Source organism: Nitrosomonas sp. (assembly GCA_031316255.1).
In the GTDB taxonomy this organism is placed as follows: domain Bacteria; phylum Pseudomonadota; class Gammaproteobacteria; order Burkholderiales; family Nitrosomonadaceae; genus Nitrosomonas.
On sequence record JALDQW010000001.1, the window covers coordinates 3,547,818 to 3,569,535 of the forward strand.

At 43.4% G+C, this 21,718-nt stretch carries 15 protein-coding genes; 4 read left to right on the forward strand and 11 right to left on the reverse strand.

The window, feature by feature from the left end; genetic code table 11:
- Positions 1 to 59: 59 nt before the first annotated feature.
- The 10 genes from MRK00_15760 to MRK00_15805 form a co-directional block, all read right to left on the reverse strand.
- Positions 60 to 1,886, reverse strand: coding sequence for a TonB-dependent receptor (locus MRK00_15760; GenBank protein ID MDR4518825.1), 1,827 nt, complete (start codon positions 1,884 to 1,886; stop codon positions 60 to 62).
- A gap of 453 nt (positions 1,887 to 2,339) precedes the next feature.
- Positions 2,340 to 3,956 carry an NAD+ synthase gene (locus MRK00_15765; protein ID MDR4518826.1) on the reverse strand — a complete coding sequence of 539 codons (1,617 nt, stop codon included), beginning with the start codon at positions 3,954 to 3,956 and terminating at the stop codon, positions 2,340 to 2,342.
- A 22-nt stretch (positions 3,957 to 3,978) separates the two neighbouring features.
- A complete protein-coding gene (locus tag MRK00_15770) occupies positions 3,979 to 5,367 on the reverse strand; it encodes a phosphomannomutase/phosphoglucomutase (GenBank protein ID MDR4518827.1) in 1,389 nt (462 codons plus the stop codon).
- Between the two features lie 57 nt (positions 5,368 to 5,424).
- The gene (locus tag MRK00_15775; protein ID MDR4518828.1) at positions 5,425 to 5,628 is read right to left on the reverse strand and encodes a zinc-finger domain-containing protein; all 204 of its coding nucleotides are present in this window, start codon (positions 5,626 to 5,628) and stop codon (positions 5,425 to 5,427) included.
- Positions 5,629 to 5,650: 22 nt separating this feature from the next.
- Positions 5,651 to 6,574, reverse strand: coding sequence for a branched-chain amino acid transaminase (locus MRK00_15780; protein ID MDR4518829.1), 924 nt, complete (start codon positions 6,572 to 6,574; stop codon positions 5,651 to 5,653).
- Positions 6,575 to 6,873: 299 nt separating this feature from the next.
- Positions 6,874 to 8,946 (reverse strand): TonB-dependent receptor, encoded by a 2,073-nt coding sequence (locus tag MRK00_15785; protein ID MDR4518830.1) that lies wholly within the window; start codon positions 8,944 to 8,946, stop codon positions 6,874 to 6,876.
- On the reverse strand, positions 8,946 to 9,452 hold the full coding sequence (locus MRK00_15790; protein ID MDR4518831.1) for a YfiR family protein: 507 nt from the start codon (positions 9,450 to 9,452) through the stop codon (positions 8,946 to 8,948). Before MRK00_15790 ends, MRK00_15785 begins: the two co-directional genes overlap by 1 nt.
- Positions 9,453 to 9,559: 107 nt before the next feature.
- The gene (locus MRK00_15795) at positions 9,560 to 11,479 is read right to left on the reverse strand and encodes a diguanylate cyclase (GenBank protein MDR4518832.1); all 1,920 of its coding nucleotides are present in this window, start codon (positions 11,477 to 11,479) and stop codon (positions 9,560 to 9,562) included.
- Positions 11,466 to 13,592 carry an EAL domain-containing protein gene (locus MRK00_15800; protein MDR4518833.1) on the reverse strand — a complete coding sequence of 709 codons (2,127 nt, stop codon included), beginning with the start codon at positions 13,590 to 13,592 and terminating at the stop codon, positions 11,466 to 11,468. The genes MRK00_15795 and MRK00_15800 overlap by 14 nt, the downstream gene beginning before the upstream one ends.
- A complete protein-coding gene (locus MRK00_15805; GenBank protein MDR4518834.1) occupies positions 13,573 to 16,365 on the reverse strand; it encodes a response regulator in 2,793 nt (930 codons plus the stop codon). The genes MRK00_15800 and MRK00_15805 overlap by 20 nt, the downstream gene beginning before the upstream one ends.
- A gap of 411 nt (positions 16,366 to 16,776) precedes the next feature.
- On the opposite strand from MRK00_15805, the gene MRK00_15810 reads away from it, so the two are divergent.
- Positions 16,777 to 17,988 carry an IS256 family transposase gene (locus tag MRK00_15810; GenBank protein ID MDR4518835.1) on the forward strand — a complete coding sequence of 404 codons (1,212 nt, stop codon included), beginning with the start codon at positions 16,777 to 16,779 and terminating at the stop codon, positions 17,986 to 17,988.
- A 232-nt stretch (positions 17,989 to 18,220) separates the two neighbouring features.
- On the opposite strand, the gene MRK00_15815 is transcribed toward MRK00_15810, so the two are convergent.
- Positions 18,221 to 20,080, reverse strand: a complete 1,860-nt coding sequence (locus MRK00_15815) for a diguanylate cyclase (protein ID MDR4518836.1) — start codon at positions 20,078 to 20,080, stop codon at positions 18,221 to 18,223.
- A gap of 348 nt (positions 20,081 to 20,428) precedes the next feature.
- Between MRK00_15815 and MRK00_15820 the strand changes: the two genes are divergently transcribed.
- The 3 genes from MRK00_15820 to MRK00_15830 are packed head-to-tail and all read left to right on the forward strand — an operon-like array spanning position 20,429 to position 21,707.
- A complete protein-coding gene (locus MRK00_15820) occupies positions 20,429 to 20,782 on the forward strand; it encodes an STAS/SEC14 domain-containing protein (protein ID MDR4518837.1) in 354 nt (117 codons plus the stop codon).
- Positions 20,783 to 20,838: 56 nt separating this feature from the next.
- Positions 20,839 to 21,327: a hypothetical protein gene (locus MRK00_15825; protein ID MDR4518838.1), complete on the forward strand. Its 489-nt coding sequence runs from the start codon at positions 20,839 to 20,841 to the stop codon at positions 21,325 to 21,327.
- Entirely contained in the window at positions 21,324 to 21,707 is a 384-nt protein-coding gene (locus MRK00_15830; GenBank protein MDR4518839.1) for a SirB2 family protein, read from the forward strand. The genes MRK00_15825 and MRK00_15830 overlap by 4 nt, the downstream gene beginning before the upstream one ends.
- Positions 21,708 to 21,718 lie beyond the last annotated feature (11 nt).

Here is a 21,718-nt window from a genome sequence, read left to right on the forward strand (position 1 = left end):
TGGCTTTTTTGCACTATTATTTTTGCACGTATTAAATGGCATATATACTGACAGGATTGTTAGAAGCGCCAAATAATCCGGCCATAGAGACTGCGTTGAATTTGCGCCGGCACGGTTTGTATAATCTCGGGCATATACTCAAGATGGTGCGATTGCAACAAATTCTGACCGATCAATGATAATTCCAAACCAGCTACTGGATGCCATGCTAGTCGTAAATCAAGTGTTTGGTAACTATCAACATTCAGCCCGGGTAATTTGTCGATATGGCGAAAGAACGCATCCAGTTCAATATTGTGGGTAATATCCAGTTGTGATCGAAGTGTGAACTGATGTCTGGGGTCTTTACCCGATTCTACTTCATGGCCCAGAGGGGCTTGATTTCTAATCTGCAAATGACTATAGCTTGGCATAAATCTTAATCTTCTGGATGCGTCCCATCTACCGTAAATTTCGAAGCCGAATATCTCGGTATCTCGTTGACTGAATAATTGCGCAGTTTCCGATGAGGTTTCGAACTCACTGATCGAATGATTGTAATCATTGAAAAATCCTGAAATTTCAACGGAAAGATTCGATGTCAGTTGATGTTTGTATCCGGTCTCAAATCCCCATAACGTTTCAGCGACAAGATCGGGATTGCCAATCAGTCTGAGAAACTCTGCGCCATTCCGGATAAAACGATTACCATCACGCTCGAAACGCGAGGGTAATCGTACGGCGCGTATTATTGAAGCCCAAATTGTTTGCTTGATATTGGGCGTCCATAGTACCCGGAAAGTGGGGAGAAAATTATCATGTGCAAAGGTGTTATCCAAAAATTTAAGACCGGCGACTACTTTTAGATGGTCTTCGATAAATGGAATTTCAGTTTGAGCGAAGATATTGGTGGTTTGTATGATGCGACTGGTCGGTTCAAAAGAAATCGGTAGACCAGCGTTTAAATGATCTCTGGTCCAACGGTAACCGACACCCCACAAAAACTCCTGACGAAACGGCAGCGTCAATGGAAACCGGTGTTGAAAATCGATATCAAAGGTATGCCGGCGCTCGCGAAAAGATAATTCATTTCGTCGGTTATGATCATAATACGCTTGCAGGGTCATGTTGGAATTTTTACCAGTGATGCGATTCCAGCGCATGAGAGCATGACCGCCCGCCAGATTAACATCTTCTGTCTGAGTAACCAGTGTACCTGGAACCGTTTGGTACACTAAACTGGTTTTTTGACCAGCCTTGCCACTATGGTATTGTCCTTGGAATGTAACTTCGTTTTGGTTATTAATATACCAGTCAGCTCGCATGCCCAAGGTTCCCATGCGCCAACTGTCATGCGCGCCTGCTTGACTATGACTATTGTCTCGCACAAAGCCTTTGGCAAAAACACGGTAATGAAAATCTTCACCGATTTTTCCGCCATGACGAAGCGTGGTAAAACCGCGCTCTTCGCTGCCACCGCCGCCTGAAACCAGAGTGCCTTGTGTGTCGTTTGACTTTTTGGTAATAATATGTATCGCGCCGTTGGCGGCGTTTGCACCCCAAATCGTGCCACTTGGGCCCCGTACAACCTCTATGCGTTCAATATCTTCAAGCGGAAGATCCAACGACTCCCAAAAAGTACCGGCAAACAAAGGGGAAAAAACTGTCCGACCATCAATCATTACCAACAGATCATCTGAAAACCGCCCGCTAAAACCACGTGATGTGACCGACCATTTACTGGCATCAATACGCGCAACATTCAATCCGGGCGCCATACGTAATAACTCGGGAATACTGTTTGCAGTGGAGCGGCGAATGTCTTCCTGAGAAATGACAAATACAGCAGCCGCCGTATCACGCTGGTTTTGAGGTTTTCGCGATACCGTAGTTATGGTAACATTCATTAAATCCTCAAGCGACATATCCATTATCTTGGAATCCAATGAAACATCTTGTGTTGCAAAACTAATATTTGCCAGCAAACAAAAAGCCAAAAAATATAAAAATCGTTGTACCCTGGGTATTGTTTGGCTATCTATAATTATCGATTTCATCTGGAATTTCGGTCGTAAACTAAAATCATAAGTTAAATAATAGCTTTCTTTTCATCTGGTTATAGGCGAAAGAAAATTTGGTTTCATGTCGCCATTTCAAGAATGAAAACCCCTGTGTCAATCGACGTTGAAAAAGCATATTTGAAAGATTATTTGCACGACAAGCTTAAACTTAATCTGAGATCATTATTTGCACTTGTATACTTTTGAGAGCAATTCCGAAAACGCAGTATCTAACTGTTTTTGCTACAAAATCGGGAAACCCGATATTCAAACGTTTTCAGAACCGGTTGAGCACCGGATTCATTCATCAAACCCGTTGGTAATCGGATGCCGCCAGGTGGTGCCAAAATCACATTGCGTGACACGAATGCCCGGCGGTGACTGACGGCGTTTATATTCGTTAACCTTGATCAGGTGTATAACGCGGTGAACATCGGTTTCACTGAACCCTTTTTCAATAATTTCTGCAGGCGTCAGGTTATTTTCCACATAGGCTTCCATGACCGAATCGAGCACTTCATACGGCGGCAGGCTATCCTGGTCGGTCTGGTTAAAACGCAGCTCTGCTGAAGGCGCACGCTCTATAATACGTTGAGGAATGACTTCGGCAATCTGATTGCGGTATTTGCAAAGCTGATAAACCATTGTTTTACTGATGTCTTTAAGAACACCAAAACCGCCAACCATGTCCCCGTATAAGGTGCAGTATCCGACAGCTATTTCCGATTTATTTCCCGTAGTCAGTACGATATAACCCGTCTGATTCGATAATGCCATCAACAAAGTGCCGCGTATGCGTGCTTGCAGATTCTCCGGCACAGTACTGACATAGCTGTTTTCTGGCGAAATCTGAAAATCGTTTTCCAGCGTCAATAAAAAATGATCGAGCAAGGGTTTGATCAAGCTCTGGCGGTGCTTGACGCCCAGTGTTTGGGCCATCTTGTGCGCATCATCGAGACTGATGCCCGACGTATATTGTGTTGGCATCATGATTGTCTGAACCCGATCCGCACCCAGCGCATCCACTGCAACAGCCAGAACTAATGCTGAATCAATACCACCGGACAGGCCAATCAGCACACCGGGAAAATTGTTTTTATCGATATAATCCCTGACGCCCATGCATAGCGCTTGATAAATACAGGCCACTGTCGGCAGATGCGGTTCGATATGCCCATTAACCGGGACATTATCTTCGATTTCAACCAGACCCACTTCTTCCTTGAATTCAGCAAACTGGTGTGTCAACACGCCTTGCCGATCCATCACAAACGACGCACCGTCAAAAACCAGTTCATCCTGACCACCCACAAGATTGGCATGAATGACCCCGATTGCCGTCTCTTTGATAAATTGCTGGGTCAGTTGGTAACGGGAAACCTGTTTGTCGATATGATATGCCGAAGCACTGAGCACCAGCATCTGATCAACATTCGAATCAAACAGAACCGTGTCGGCTGCTGTATGTACCTGCCAGAAATCGGCGCAAATCAGTATACCAAACCGGATACCAGCCACTTCAAACCGGCAAGGTTCGACACCTTTATCAAAATAGTAATATTCATTAAAAAAAGGAGCCCTGTTCAGAATATGCTTTTGATGATTGGCAATAATTTGCCCATCCTGGATAACCGAAGCCGCATTGTAGAGTTTACCGTCCCGGAAATCCGGATGACCGACAACCAGTGTAATACCGGAAATTTTTTGCACCAGATCATGCAGCGCATCGGCGCAGGCCGCATAGAATGTTTCGCGCAGTAGCAAATCAACAGGTGGATAACCCGACAACGCCAGTTCAGGAGTAACCATCAATTCAGCGCCGGATTTCTTCGCTTGCTCGGCAGCGTCGATTATTTTTTTAGCATTACCGGCTATATCACCAACGGCAACATTGATCTGAGCTATGGCAATTTTCATGAATACAAAAAACTAATTTCAGCTAAAAAGGCAGTTCGGCATCCGGCTTTACCCGTTGAATATTGACGCGAAAATCCTGCTGGATACGTTTCAGTGCGGCTTCATTCTCCGCTTCAAACCGTAGCACTATGACTGGCGTGGTATTGGATGCACGCGCCAAACCGAATCCATCATCGTATTCAACCCGCAGACCGTCGATGGTAACCACCCGCTGCGCACTGTCAAACCGGGCATTTTTTTGTAACGCAGCGATCAATATGTGGTTTTCGCCCTCCTCAACCCTGATTTGCAGTTCGGGCGTATTGATCGAGTCCGGAAGGTTGTTCAAGACGCTGTCTATATTTTCCCTGTGACTAAGCAATTCCAGCAATCTCGCTCCGGCATACAAGCCGTCATCAAAACCATACCAGCGTTCCTTGAAAAAGAAGTGGCCACTCATTTCACCAGCCAGTAATGCATTCGTTTCTCTCAGTTTGGCTTTAATAAATGAATGACCGGTTTTCCACATGATGGGCACTCCGTTATGCTGCTCAATCCAGGGCGCAAGGTTACGCGTGCATTTCACATCGAAAATAATCTGACCTTTCGGATTTCTGGACAACACATCGGCAGCGAACAGCATCAACTGACGATCCGGAAAAATAATATTGCCCTTTTTGGTGACTATACCCAGCCGGTCGCCATCGCCGTCAAAAGCAAGGCCGATTTCAGCATCTGTGTTAGCAAGCGCATGAACCACATCCCGCAGATTAGCGGGCACCGATGGATCAGGGTGGTGATTCGGGAAAGTCCCATCCACATCGCAAAATAATTCGGTCACTTCACAACCCAGTTTTTGATACAGTGCAGGCGCAAACGCACCGGCCACACCATTACCGCAATCCACGACAATTTTCATTGGGCGATCGAGTTTGACATCATCAACAATACGATCGATATAACTGTCGCAAATGTCAAGCTGAGAATAGCGGCCATCACCATGCATCAGATCGTTGTTATCAATACGGATGCGCAGTGCCTGTATGGATTCAGCCGCCAGTGTTTCACCACCCATCACAATTTTAAACCCGTTGTATTCCGGCGGATTATGGCTCCCCGTTACCATCACACCGGAGTAATTACAATGCTCATGCGCAGCAAAATAAAGCATGGGTGTCGCCACCATCCCGACATCCACGACATTAACGCCACTTTTGAGAATACCCCTTGTCAGCGCTTCTGAAAGCGACGGCCCGGACAATCTGCCGTCCCGTCCCACTGCAATTGACGTCAGCCCGCGTTCGCGCGCTTCAGAACCGATTGCATGGCCAATTGCCTCAACATGCGCGATCGTTAACGTTTTATCGACAACACCACGAATATCATAGGCCTTAAAAATTTCGCGTGGAACAGATTGTTTTATATCGTTCATTTAAAAAATTATTGGTTGACTGGTTAATACAAATTTTTGGCGAATTTTAGCGCTCTGTCAGTGGTGTCCGGCAATGGCGCCACCCTTGAGGGTATAATGCGTGCCGCAATAGGGACACAAGGCCTCGCCTGTTTGCTCTATCGGCAAATAAACTCTTGGATGCGTATTCCAGAGTTTCATTTCGGGTGTTGGACAATGCAGCGGCAGGTCGTCGGTTGTAATTTCGATTTCTCTTGTTTTATTGTCGGTTTGTTCATTCATAAAAAACACGCTCCAATACGACTTATTTTACGAAGGTAAGCCAGTCGCTATGATTATCATTCCTGCCTTTTACACAGTCAAAGAACAGGGCCTGCAATTGCGTTGTAATCGGCCCGCGCTTCCCGCTACCGATCATACGGTTATCCAGTTCACGAATTGGGGTCACTTCTGCTGCAGTGCCCGTAAAAAACGCTTCGTCTGCACAATAAATTTCGTCGCGCGTAATGCGTTTTTCAATGACGGGAATACCTAATTCTGCCGCCAACTCCATGACTGAAGCCCGGGTTATCCCTTCCAGGCACGACGTAAGGTCGGGGGTATAAATTTTCCCCTGCTTGACGACGAATATATTCTCCCCAGACCCCTCAGCGACATAACCTTCCATATCCAGCAGCAACGCTTCGTTATAACCATTCTGAGCCACTTCCTGATGCGCCAATATGGAATTGGCATAGGTTGTCACCGATTTCGCCCGGCACATATTAATGTTGACATGATGCCGCGTAAACGATGAAGTTTTAACACGAATGCCTTCATCCAGACTTTCAGCGCCCAGATAGGTACCCCATGACCACGCAGCAATTGCAACATGCACCGATAGCGTTGTCGCCGAAAGACCCATGGCTTCAGAGCCATAAAATACAATGGGGCGGATATAACCTGAGGCCAGATTATTCTGTTTGACGACATCGCATTGCGCTTGCAGCACAGTAGCCTTGTCGAACGGCATTCTCATCATAAAGATATGCGCCGAATTAAAAAGCCGGTCGGTATGTTCCTTTAACCGGAATATAGCCGGACCCTGCGCTGTTTCATAGGCGCGCAACCCTTCAAACACCCCCAATCCATAGTGAAGCGTATGCGTCAGTATGTGCGTATTGGCATCCCGCCAGGGAACCATTTCGCCGTCATACCAGATAACGCCATCACGATCAGACATTGACATCCAGAGACTCCCCGAAAAGATCAGTAAAAAGTCATATTCTAACTGATTTTTGAGGTGAGGTTGAATTCCCTGTTTTCAAAATCCCGTATGACTAAAATTGGATTTCCAGTTAACACTCAAAAATCAAAAAAACGACTCATTGCACACAGTTGTATAAGATCCCTGGTATCACCAATATAGTTGCATTACCAATAAAACCAGATTTTTTTCGCCAGATCAACAAAGGCAATGCGACATATCAAAAACGCCATGTTCATACCCACACATGCCGAACTTAAAGTACTGATATTAAGGATACTTTAAAAACGCCATTCTGCGCCCACATAAATCCCGCGCGGAATAGATGACGGAACTAATGGAATAAAGGCAGATACCGATTCATTGTGATTCTGTTTGAGTAAATTTTGTCCAACCAAAAATAACTCGACATTCCTGACAGGTTTGAATGCGAGTTTGGCATCCATGGTCACGTAACTGGGGATATTGAAAAAATCAACACTACTGACATACCGCAACCATAGATTAAATTGTATTTTATCCGACAGATCGTAGTTTGACCGCAATGAAACTTGATGCTGGGGGTTTACTTTGGCGGCACTGCCCGTCGTTGGATCAAGCTGCTTGAGTATTGAATCGGAACTGATATGCATATTCAGATAACTATAACTGAGTTGCAGGCGCCAATTCTCAAGCGGACGTGAATCAGCCGATATTTCAACGCCATAGGTATGCCCGGAAGCCTTGTTTGTTAAACTGACTGGCAATACCAGATGCGGTATAGGATTGGCAAGAAAAGAAGGAATGCCTGCTGAAAGATCACGTAACTGACTGTAGTCATTAAAAAATGTAGCGATATCAACAGACGCCTGAAAAGGAAACTGATGCCGGAAGCCTAGTTCATAAGCCAGCAATTTTTCTGAATTGAAACTTGGCGTCCCCAGGATTTGAGTAAGAACCGGAAATGATATCAGATTGGAACCACCTGGAATTTCACTCAGTGTTTGGGCATTCAGAAGTATGTCATTCTCGGCTCTGGACGGTATGCGTACGGCCCGGGAAACGGACATCCAAACCGAATTCTGCATGCTTGGCATCCACATTAAGCGTGCATTAGGCTGAATTTCCATGCCGGTAAAATCATTGTAACCGAACCGCGAACCCAGTGTTAATTTAAGTTTTTCAGGGATTAATGTGATTTCATCGCGAAGAAATGCGCTGGCAAGATGATTGGTTTGTTCACGAGGATTCAGTGAGATTAGCTCGGTATCAAACACCTTGTTGTGATACAACCTGTAATTAGCGCCCCAGGTAATATCATGGCGGTCAAACAAAGGAAAACGATGCTGAAAATCGATATCAAAACTTTCCGCTCTGACATTGGACCAGGTTGCCATCCTGAAATCGATAATGTCATAGTAAGTTTGCAGACTCAGCGATGATTTTTCCGAAAAGGCGCGGTCCCAGCGAAAGCGTATATTACCCCCTTTGCTGTTCCCTCTTACTGATTCAGCCTGAATAATGGGCGCAATCAAAAGAGATTTGTCCAGTCTGTCGCCTTGTGCATTGTAAAAAATGTCGCTCTGCAGGGTAAATTGATCTATTCCACGAACATGATCCATCCTGAAGCCACCCCGGGCACTATGCCAGGCATCATTGGCGCTGCCGCCTCGAGTTGAGTTTAAGTGATCACGCGTGAATCCCTTTGCATAAAAACGGAAAGGTGTGTTGTCATCGATTTTCCCACCGTAACGGGCGCCCACGAACCCCTGTTCAAAACTGCCGCCGCCTGCGGTTAGCAAAGTGCCCTGGGTGTCTGATGCTTTTTTGGTGATGATGTTGATGACACCATTGACCGCATTGGCGCCCCACATAGCCGCACTCGGGCCACGTATGACTTCAATGCGTTCAATATCTTCCATGAGCGTATCTTGCTGGTCCCACAAGATACCCGCAAAAAGCGGATTGTAGACACTGCGTCCATCCATAAGAACCTGCAGTTTGTTGGCAAAACGGCCGTTGAAACCGCGCACACTGATCGACCATTTATCAGCTCCAATACGTGCGACTTGCACGCCTGGAGCCATCCTCAGCGCTTCCGGTATACTGGTAACGCCGGAGCGCTTTATGTCGTCCTGTGTAATAACAAAAACAGCGGATGAAACCTTTGACAGTTTTTGCGCATGCCGGGTAACCGTGGTCACCTCAATGTTCATCAATTCCTCTATACTCATATCCATGAGTCTATTCATATTGTTTTGAACACTATCGGTGGAATATTTGGCTGCATACGTACTTTCTGCAGCACATCTCATCGTCATCATGATCGCGATGAGGTAAATCATCAATGTAATGAATGTTGAACGCACTATCATTACTGATAAACCTTCGTCGCCAGTTGCAATAACTTTGAGCTAATCTGCAAATCGGCATCGCGCGCCGATTTCAAGTTGATCTCAAATTTGATTTTATTTTCAATCAACATCATGTTGATGATGACACCTTGACTTGCCGCATCCTGGCTATCTGCAATTGTTAGAATAGGTTTGTTATATATTTTCTTTAAAATAGCGGGCAGACCGCCGATTGCTGACTTGGAAATAAAAAGAACCTGACACGCTTCAATTTTTTCAATATCGGTTAGTCGCAATGTCTTGATAGCGGAGTTGTTAACAGGCTTTTTTTGTAATTGATCGATCTCCTGTCCAAAATAATCATTTCCATAGATACATAGATTAAGTTCCTGATCGCTACTGTCAGGCCAATGAGTAAACGCAATAAAATTAAATATGAATGCAGCTTTGACACCATATTCATTGACCTGGGATTCAATGACTGGAGATGCGTGCAGCTGAAAAAAAGGCGCTACGCTCAGCAACATACTGATGAGTATCCTGGTTAGTTTTGTTCTGATCCCAACTGTTTTTTTCCGGAAACGTTGTTGAACGTAAGGCATTAGCGTGATTGATTTTGGTCTTATTCTTCTTGTCACAAGTTGCAGTTTAGTATCTTGTCCTGAAAGTACAAACAAGTCTTATTTCTACCTGAATTTTTTGCCGCATATAATGCCTTATCTGCAACGCTCATCAGTTCATCCTCAGTTTTCAACTTCGTGTCTTTTTTAGCCACACCGATGCTGACCGTAACTTGAATTTGAGATGTATTGATATCAATTTTTAGCGATGATATATGGCGACGGAGTCTTTCAGCAAAAAAAACAATGGATTTTGCGTCTTGATCAGTATTCCGAGAGATGACCATAAATTCTTCACCGCCAACCCGGTAAAACGTATCGCTATTGCGTGCTGACGACTTAAGTGCTGCTGCTATTGTTCTAAGTACTTGATCGCCTGCTGCATGACCATAGGTATCATTAATTTTTTTGAAAAAATCAATATCGATTAACATCAGGTAAAGCGCCTGTCCGGAACGACTTGCTTCACTCCATGCTTTTTCTAATGCTTCAGTTCCCGCACGCCGGTTGGGCAACTCCGTTAGCATGTCAGTCAGCGCCAGGTACTCTAGTTTTCGATTTGAAACAGCCAACTCGGCAGCAAAACGTTTGAGATACTCGCGATCACGCTCCCATGATTCTTGTAACTTCCGATAATGCCAGGCAGCACGTAATCTGGCGCGAAATGCCCTTACATTTATCGGCTTAACGATATAATCGTCTACACCTGCATTAAATGCTTCAATAATTTCATCTTCTTCTTCAATCCCTGTCAGCATAATGATATAGATATTCTGTCCCCAGTCTGTGGAACGCAGGGATTTCGTCAGTACAAGGCCATCCATTACCGGCATCAACCAATCAGTAATCACGATATGAGGCATGACTTCCATTGCTAATGACAGTGCCTGTTCACCATTATTTGCTTTAAAGACAGTATGACCGAGCGCATCCGACAGCAATCCTTCAATAAAGATCAAACTGGACGGATCGTCATCTACTGCAAGCACGCGAAGTAAAGCAGGATTCGATGCATTATCTGTTCGCGACACAGAAACCTTGATCATTGTGTCAAATGGTGGAAGTTTTATTGTCGGTATCTTGAGCAATTCACTCCAGACTAACCACTCGGCCATGACTTCATCGATAAATTCACCGAATAATTTCGAATCCAGACTTATTTTTCCACCAAGCAGAATCAGCTCGGATATCTGGTTGTCACGTTCCGATTGAGTACTAATCCCAAAATCTGCAATTTGTTTTGCAATATTAAATAAGTTCAGTATTTGATACGGGCGAGATTCTTCCAAATAACCTGAGTCTGCAGGGATTTCGTGATAATAAATCGCCTCCACCATTATTTGAGGAATACCAAAATTGATCATCAATGCAGCCGTTAATTCATTGTGATCGGTTTGGAAATAATTTTTTTCTTGCTCGACAAAAGAACTATCCGAGCTTTGTTTCTCTAACAAATCGGAATATTTCTCAGGATAAACGGTGGCCAGGGTTAAGCAACCGATTCGCGCCATCAAACCACATGTAAACAATTCGTCCACAGGGCAAATCTGAATAGACTTCCCCAGATTTTGGGCCGCAATCGCCATGAGCAATGAATGCGACCAGAATTGTTGGAAATCAAAACCCTTGCACGCACCACTCAGATTTTGATCAATCAATGAAAATCCGAGAGCCAGCTGCTTAACCACATTCATTCCAAGATATGAAACCGCATCTGAAACAGATAAAATGGCACGTGAGCCTTGATGCGACATATTCGCTTTTTTGATCAAACGACTGGAAAGTGCCGGATCGGTCTTAATGAGTTTAGCCATTTCACTGACAGAAGCGTCATCTCGCTGACAAATCTCCATTATCCCAAGCGCCACTCCACTTGGCGTCGGTAACAGTGCGTTTAGTTTTAGAAGGTCAAGGTCAATGTCAACAAATTTCATTTTCTATTACATCGCGTTGGGTCACATGTATTGGCCAGTATCTTTTTGCAAGAAAGATCACTTCTTCTCTAGAATTAACAGGTTGACTGAAGTAATTTCCCTGCAAATAATCACATCCTAAATCTTTTAAAATTTCTGCTTGAGTTATCTTCTCAATCCCTTCTGCTGTAACGCTAAAATTTAAATTCTTGGATAAAGTAATAATTGATCGAACTATGGCAAGGCAATTTTTATCTTCTATCATTTCATTGATAAAGCTTCTATCCACCTTAATGTTGTTAACTGGTAGCTGCTTTAAATAATTCATGGAAGAGTAGCCTGTTCCAAAATCGTCAAGTGCGACATGTACTCCGCAATTACGCAATACATTGAGTGTTTTCTGTGTTTCATCAACGCAGTTCATTACAGCGCTCTCGGTCACTTCTAGAGTAAGCCTGCTGGGTGATAACCCGGTCTCAGCTAAAATTCCAAGTACACATTTGACTAGCTCAGGGTCTTTAAATTGCACCGGAGAAAGATTAACCGCCATCCGTAAACTGACACCATCTTTATCCCATTGTACCGCTTCAGCACATGCTGTGCGCAAAACCCATTCTCCGATAGGAATAATCAATCCGTTTTCTTCAGCCATGGGAATGAATTCGTTCGGAGAAATCAAGCCGCGTTCCGGGTGCTGCCAACGGATCAACGCTTCAACGGATTGAATCCTTCCACTGGCAATATTGAGTTGTGGTTGATAGGCAAGAAAGAACTCATTATTCTGCAAAGCATTGCGTAAATCATTCTCCAGATTGAGTCTGTGTTCAGCATGTCGCGTCAAGGAATTACTATAGAATTGGCTGTTATTTCTTCCTTTACTCTTCGCGTGATGCATGGCGGTATCAGCATGATTAAATAAAGTTTCAGTATCATTACCATCAATAGGATACAAAGCAATACCCACACTCATTGTCAGCACAACATCCAGGCTGTCCAGATGAAAAGGATTGCGCATGATCTCATGCAATCGATTTGCGACAATCAAGGCATCTTCAACACGATGTAAATTAGGAATGACCGCTGCAAACTCGTCTCCTCCAAGATGGGCAAACTCAATCTCAAAGGATGAGGCATGTTGATTATTTTGTATTGATCCAAGGTCATCAGCACAGCGTTGAAGGCGTTTTGCGATATTTCGAAGAATTTCATCCCCGGTATGATGCCCCATAGCTTCATTAATACTTTTGAATCCGTCAATATCCATATGAAATACCGCATGTATGCTGCCTACATCCTTAGTACGGTTTATTTCTCTTTTTAACCGTTCCTTTAAAAATTTGCGGTTGGGCAATCCCGTAAGAAAATTAAAATTGGCGAGGCGGAATATTTTATTTTCTGACTCCTTGCGATCGGTAATATCACGGATTAAACAAAGTGTTTCATGAGATTTTATAGTTACAACCCGGGTTTCATAGCTCCTTGTTCTCTCATTCTCTATTTGCAAATCAAACTCAAAATGCGCAACATTGCCGTCCTCACGTGCACGGAATATGCTATTTAAAAAAACTTTTGCGATATCTTCTGGAAAAAACTGATCAATTGACTCTCCACAGTTTAGTGTTTGCCATATGGAATGTTCAGGACAGACACATACATTGACAACATAACCGCTGTCATTAAGAATAAACATCGCATCGGGAATAGTACTAAAAATTGCCGTATTGCGCGCATTGACTGTTTTTAGTTCGAGCAGATTCAAATAAGCACGTTTTAAGTACTGTACACGATAACCGATCAAACTCCAGTTTATAGGCTTTGCAATAAAATCCGTTGCACCGACTTCGAAAGCATGATTGACAGACTCCATATCATCGTTACCTGTCACCATGATGATAGGAAGTTCATTACCCTTTAGTTTTCGAAGATGCAAACAAACTTTATAGCCGTCCATAATCGGCATATCCACATCCAGCATAACCAAATCATGTGGCAGTTCTTCAAACAAACGTATGGCATCCTCGCCATTACTCGCCAACGAAACACTGAACCCTGCATTCTCTAATGCAGTCTGCATCAGCAGTCTGATGGTTGCATCATCATCAGCCACCAGAACTTTAAATGACACTGCTTTCATCATTTCTCAATATCTTTTTTATTTCGTCGATGACTTGACTGTATTGTTGCTCTAAACTTTCTTGCAGTTTCGTGGCGGGCTCAAGTTCCCCTACACGGCCAAAGGATTCCAATTCCTTGGCCATATTTGATAATCCTTCAGCACCAATATTGGCCGAACTTGATTTTAAGGCATGCGCCGTCCGCCGTAACCCCTCAGCATCGCCATATAAGATTGAGTGTCCAATCTGACGAACCAGACTTTCAGTATTTTCAAGAAAGGTACTAAGAATCTTATGCACCAATTCATTGCCATGTGACGCATCAAGCTCTCGAATTTGATCAAGCTGTTTAAAATTTATGACTGAAGTATTCTCTGTTTGGAGATTTGCGATCGCCTTGCCTGCTTTTTCAGTGTTATTTGATTTAACCGCTTCTGCAGATATCCAATGCGAGATTACATGTTGCAATTGTTCAAGCGTATAAGGTTTTGAAATAAAATCATTCATTCCCATGTTGATGCAATTTTCGCGATCGTCTGTCGTAGCATTCGCAGTAACAGCGATAATCGGAGTATGCACATTATTTTCGCATTCTTTACGAATGAGTGAAGTTGCCTCGAAACCATCCATAATTGGCATCTGACAATCCATCAAGATAATATCGTATTGCGTTCTGGAAGCAAGCTCCAGCGCTTCCTTGCCATTTTTGGCAAGTTCAACTTCCATACCGAGTTTGGCCAACATCGCCAAGGCCACATCCTGGTTAACTGGATTGTCTTCAGCAAGTAAAACCTTGCCACGGGAGTTTAAGATAATTTGTTCGAGCGAATCTTGTCGCGATGGAGGATTTGAAGTAGAAAAATCAGGCGAATTATTGATAGCACTCGAAATTAATTCAAATAATTCTTGTTGACGTATGGGTTTATTGACGCAATGCAAATTACCGAGTCTCTGTCGCAGCGCTTCGACCTCGTCAACATGGCAATAACTTGAAGTCAACAGCAATACACGCGTTTTAGACAAATTGGTGTCCGTATGAATTTTTTCCGCCAACTGCAACCCGTTCATTCCCGGCATATTCAGATCCAAAATGGCGAATTGATAGGGATTCCCATTATCAAATGCTCGATTCATAAGTTCGAGCGCCTGCTCAGCGCCGTCAGCACAAGAAGCGTTCATCCGCCAGTTCTTAAGATAAGCTTCCAGGATCTCTCTGTTGGTTTTATTGTCGTCAACCACCAGGACATTCATATTTTCTAACGTATTTTCTTGCAGGCTATTTTGTTCAAAATTGGCCTTTTTCAGTTGAAGATCAATCCTAAATTTTGAACCATGGCCCAACGAACTTTCAACTGAAATTGTGCCACCCATTAATTCAATCAAACTTTTACAAATACTCAGACCAAGACCTGTTCCTCCGTATTGACGCGTTGTAGAACCATCTGCTTGAGTAAAATGTTTGAAAATATTTTCTTGTTGATGGGAATCTATACCCAACCCTGTATCCTCAACACTGATACTGATTGTAGCGTCGGATTCGGCCTCATTCTCTACTCGGGCACGAACAACGATCTCTCCCTCTGCTGTAAATTTAATGGCATTGCTCAGCAGATTCACAATGACCTGGCGTAATCGGAAAGAATCTCCTTTAAACTGGAAAGCGTTGTCTGGCGGCATAAATTGAACCGCCAGTTCAAGCTTTTTTTCATCGGCCTGCTGTGAGAACATTAGCATTGTATCTTCAATTAGCTTTATCAGTGAAAAATCAATCGTCTCTAGCTGCAAATGACCGGATTCTATTTTTGAGAAGTCGAGAATATCGTTTATTATCCCCAACAAATGTTGGCCTGAGCGTTGTACTGTTTCAGCAAAATGCCTCTGATCTGTATTCAACCGACTACCCAAAAGTAAATCGATCATGCCAAGAATTCCGTTCATCGGTGTACGGATTTCGTGACTCATGGTTGCAAGAAATTCACTTTTGGCTTTACTGGACGATTCAGCCGCTTCTTTCGCAATCACCAGTTCTTCTGTTCGAATAGCAACTTCTTCTTCCAAATGATCCAAATGATTCGCTAATTTTGCATCGCGCTCTTGGATCACATCAAGCATGCTATTAAATCCATTAGCCAGCGTATTCAGCTCAAGAATATTGCTTGGCACTGTTCTGACCGAATAGTTTGCATTATGCGAAACATGTTCGATAACACCAGAAAGTTGATTGAGTGGATTCAGTACCGATTTATTGAGTTGCTGCAATAGCAGATGCGCGATAATCAGTGCGGCAATTGCAGCAACTATTGTGATAACAATTTGCAATAGAATCTGCTGGTAGAGTGTATACAGACTAATTTCCAGGTAAAGGCCACCCAGAAGCTGGTCGTTCATGTGAACAGGTTCAATAATTGAAATGAAATTGATATTCCACTGAAAGTCTTCTTTAAGCGAATTTAATTGTTGAGGAGGAATATTTCTGCCAATATGATATTGAGAAATGAGTACGCTTTTATCATCATACAAAGCAGCTGCGTGAACTTCTTTCGTGTTACTTAGAGAATGCAAAAGCGTTTCCGCTGCCGCAGTGTCTTGAAACATTATTGAAGCCGTTGCATTTTCAACCAATAATTTAGCAGTGGAATGACTCTTTTCCAGTAAAGAAAAATAATTAATTAGAAAACTGCTTAAGATGACAACAATAGCGAACAGAAAAATGGCAGTGCTTTGTGTGGCAAAACTTATTTCTTGCAATCTGGAACGTAATGTAGTCACAGATGGGGATGTTGAAGTTTGCATAACCGATTTAGTTTTAAGAGGCCGTAATAAAATGTAGTCCTTCTTTAAACGGAAGATATTAAATGAAATTTATGTAAGGAAAACGTTAAACTCCATGGCAATTGTCTTTCTATTTCAAATAAATAGAAATATTTGGTATTAAACAGGTTATGTCGATGAGAAAACTGAATATGCATTGGCCGACTATGTTATTGAATTCCCGGCACATAGCACGGTATACCTTGCAGGAAATGATATTCTTTTGCCAAAAATCGAAGGCAGCGCATGGACGCCGACAAGCGCACAGAACCCGGCAAATACAGATGAATTCAGCATTAGCACACAACGGCATCAAGTGCATCAAAAGGGAAAATGGGGAGTATTAGAAATTCTGTGTCATTCCTTTAGTATTAAATTTTATAGGAGTGACGAATGAACAAGACTACAGTGCAATTTGATTTTGAAGAAGCCTTGGAATCCTTGAAAGCGGGGCGGAATTTGAATGGAAAAGATGGCATATTAACGCCATTGATCAAACAACTCACTGAAGCTGCATTGGCGGCGGAACTTGAACAGCATATCAAATCCGGGGATGAACAGAACCGGAAGAATGGCACGACGCCAAAGACTGTAAAATCAGCATCAGGTAGTTTTCAACTGGAAACACCCAGAGACCGCAACGGTACATTTGAACCACAGTTGGTTAAAAAGCATCAGACCCATCTTACCGATGAAATCGAACGCAAGATTTTATCGTTATTTGCGTTGGGTTCCAGCTATCAGGATATTTCTGGGCATATTGCCGAACTGTACGGCATTGATGTTTCAACGGCGACGATCAGCGCAGTCACAGATAAGCTTATTCCGGAGCTTAGGGAATGGCAACAGCGCCCGCTGGATAGTCACTATCCGTTCGTATGGCTGGATGCCATACATCACAAGGTGAAAGAAGACAGCCGTTATATCAGCAAGGCAGTCTATACCGTACTTGGCTTAAACATTGAAGGAAAGAAGGAAGTACTGGGGTTGTATGTATCGGAAAGCGAAGGCGCCCGGTTCTGGCTTTCCGTACTGGCAGACTTAAATAACCGTGGCGTACGGGATATCCTTATTGCCGCCGTTGATGGACTCGTGGGTTTTCCTGAGGCAATCAACAGTATTTTTCCTGAAACCGAGGTTCAGTTGTGCATTATTCATCAAATCCGCAATTCGATGAAATATGTGGCGTCAAAAAATCAAAAAGCATTCATGGCTGACCTGAAACCGGTATACAAAGCGCCGACCATTGATGCAGCCGAAGATGCGCTTGATGCACTGGAAGCCAAATGGGGAAAACACTATCCCATCGTGATTCAATCCTGGCGCAACAAATGGGAAAATTTATCGGTATACTTCAAATATCCTGAACCGATACGCCGTGTGATTTATACAACCAACACGATTGAGGCCGTTCATCGTCAATTTCGCAAACTGACAAAAACCAAAGGTGGATTTCCGAATGAAAACAGTCTGTTGAAATTATTGTATGTTGGTATCAAAAACGCCAGCAAAAAATGGACAATGCCAATACTAAACTGGAATTTGACATTATCCCAGCTTGCGATATATTTTGAGGGGCGTTTGGATGCGGCACTGGATTTATGAATTTAATACAGATTTTTATGTCACCGCTGAAACTGGTTAGCGTATTGACACGAATTGTGTCGATCGGTCACCGGTTTCAGTGGTTAACAAGCGAAGCGCGTTAGGTGATTGGCAAACTGACACAGAATTTTGAACACCCTCGGAAAATGTGTTGAAATGAATTTGACCTTATGGTCGATAACTGTCAGATCAAGTCTAAACTACTACACTCCAGCATTACTGCAACTGAGTTCTATGCAGCTTCCAGGATTAAATTCTTTCCATTCTTTTTTGCCCGGTATAACGCCTCGTCTGCGCGTTTAAAGATATTATCTTGCAACTCGCCCGATTTATATTCGGCCACACCGGCGCTAAATGTAATTAAAACCTTTTTATTTTCATGCAAAAAGAACTTTTTGGTTAAATCGCGCCTTACTCTTGACAGCACTTCTACTGCTTCTTTCAGTTGCGTATTCGGTAGCAGAACTACAAATTCTTCACCGCCATACCGCGCGACAACGTCATCACTTCGCGTCACATTTTTTACAGCATTAACCAAGTACACAAGCGCTTCATCGCCGGCCTTGTGGCCATAAGTATCGTTCAGCGCTTTGAAATTATCGACATCAAGCAATGCATAGCAAACCGGCTGCTGTTGACGTTTGGCGCGCGCTACTTCGCGGTCAAATACCAGATCCAATCCTCGGCGATTCAGAACCCCCGTCAAATGATCTTCGTGTATCTTCTCGTTCATTTGCAGTATTTCGGATTCCAGCTGTACTATTTTTTCCTGAGCAATTTCAACTTCCGCGCGCGCTGCTATAAACCCGTCCCGATAACCTTGTGTACTTTCCTGCATTTGCCGGGTGTCTTTCATGACTTCAACGAGCAATTGATTCAACGCCTCTAAATCTTCCGTCTGACTAATCTGTTCTGAGTAGCTTTCTATTTTTTTATGGTATTCACCCGTTTCATCTGAAAGCTCTTCAATATTACCGATCAGACAAGTGGCCATTTCTTTTAATGTATTTTTGGCATCACCCAGTCCGCGTTTAATAATTTCCTGCCTTTGAATAATCGCTTCCAAATAACTTTCAGCCTCAGCCAACAGACGTTTATCCAATGGCTGCGCTATAGTTCTGCGCAGTTTGGAAACATGATTTCTTATCCATTCATCTTCGGACAGGAACTCACCGGTACTGTCCAGAAGTCGGTCCATTAATTTCAATAATCTCTGTTGCAGCTTTTCATTATCGTTACCACAATATTCAAATTTCTCGAGAAATTTCTTGAAATCAGTCGCAAACTGTTCCAGCTCTTGCTTACTCTGAATGTAATGAACACTCTGCGCCAAACGCTTCACGTCACTACCCAATACCGTATCATCCGATTGTATGAAAGCAACCTGTTCCAACATTTGCACCAACAACGCCTTTATCTCATCGGCCATACCGTCAGCGGACACACTATTTTGCGCGTGTTGAACGGCTATAGACTCTGTTTCTTCATCAATCGTATCAGTTGACGCTTCTGCCCGCATAGAATCATCAGTATTGCCAACTTCAATAGATTCATTTGCCTCGGTTGCCAAAACATCCCATGATGCAACCAGCGCATTCAATTTTTTCTGAAGTTCAAAAGAATCTAACGAGGAATTCGCCAACACGCGATTCAAGCCTTCGCGTTTTCTGGCGGCAGTCACTTGACCATGATTCTTATCAAGCTTTTTTAAAAGTGTGGCAATCGTCTCAGTCCATAAAATTTTATCGACCGGAGCAGCTCTACTTGACAGGCTATCGTGTTTGTCCAGGTCGCCGACCAAGCCAGCCATTTTCATCAAAACCGCTTTATATTCATTCCAGTTTCTATTTTTGACTGCCTGTTCCAGCATATTGGCAAAACGGGACAATTCCTGTGTATGACGCGGGAAATCGTTTGCAAACATGGCAAGCATTCTCGTTGTACTTACAGGCATCTGGTTAACTGGCACGCCAGCAATCTCATCGTAGATTTTGTGGTAATTATCCGGTGTTGGCTGAAGTTTTAATGAGCCGAGTTTTAACAGTGTTTCACGTGCAATGATCGAAGGAGCAATATTATTGGATTGAGTCATGAATTTTTTGTTAGCAAATTATTTTCAGGAAAAATGCATTTATTTTAATTGCCAGATTCTAATATCTTTGTTCTTACAGCATTAAATTGAGTAAAAACCCTATAGCTATAAATGTTACTTTATTTTTCTTTCTGGCAGCCAGCGAAACAAAAGTTTTTTTACCCCTTAATTTTTAACACGCTGTAGAATTAAGCGTAGATAGCTCCAATCAAAACTTAATCCGATAGAAAAACTCACCAATTAAAATTGTTCAAACTGACTACGGCATAAGCGATCAGGAATTTACACAATATTTGCACCATTGAGCTTATTTGCCGATAATAGGGCCTTGTCTTTTGAGGTGAAATCATGATTACAATACAAAAACAAAATAGTCTGGTTATCGTTGCTGTAATCGGCGAATTTACATTAACCGATTACAAGTCATTTGAAGAACAGGTCATCTATCAATCCAGTTTTGAAGGAAAAGTTAATGTCGTGGTTGATTTACGCGACATGCTCGACTATACCGTTGATGTCGCCTGGGAAGATATTAAATTTATGCACGAGCACGGCAACGACTTTAATCATGTTGCCGTCGTAACAGACGACCAATGGCAAACCTGGAGCGCCTGGGTCTCCAATCTGTTTACCAACGCTAACGTTCTTGTGTTTGATGATTACGACAAAGCTGTAGACTGGGCAACAAGCGAAGACGACTAGTCCAGCGTATAAAAAATACAAACTTGAATCAATTTACCCAATTTTCATAACAGCAAATGGACGATTTCACGCTCGCCCGTGTTATTCACGTACTGGCTGTGGTGCTCTGGATTGGCGGTGTTGCAATGGTTACGACGGTGCTGCTCCCCACGTTAAAGCATATGTCATCGCCTACAGAAGCCATGTGTTTTTTTACTGATTTCCGCCGCCGCTTTGCTGCGCAGGCGCGCTTTACGACATTGCTTGTCGGTTTGAGCGGATTTTACATGACCCATGTACTTGATGCCTGGTCCCGTTTTACCCAGTGGCAGTATTGGTGGATGCATACCATGGTATTGGTGTGGCTGTTGTTTACAGTCATGCTGTTTATTATTGAGCCGCGCGCAAGGCGACAGCCAGACCCAGCTGCACAAAAACAAATCAGCGCGCAAACATTCGCAAAAATCCAGCGCAAACATATGACACTGCTCATTCTAAGCCTGCTCACCATAGCCGGTGCAGTTGCCGGCAGTCATGGCTGGCTGATTTCAGTGGGGGCATCATGAGTTACGCGCTGTTGAAAATGATCCATATCGGCAGTGTAATCACCAGTTTTCTGCTTTTCTTTCTGCGCGGCATTTGGATAATCAAGGACTCATCCAGTCTGCGCCAACGCTGGGTCAAAATTCTGCCGCATGTCGTCGACACCATCCTGTTGGTCAGCGCCATTACGTTGGCCTATAAAATCCAGCAAAGCCCGATCAGCGATTCCTGGCTCACTGCCAAAGTCCTGGGTTTGCTGGTTTATATCGGTTTGGGCATGATCGCCATGCGCTTTGGCAAATCACGTAAAACTCGCATCAACGCGTGGATCGCCGCACAGTGTGTTTTTGCGTATATTGTTGGCGTAGCGTTAACTAAAAGTCCCGTACTGAACCTGTTTTAGCAGGCCTTTGA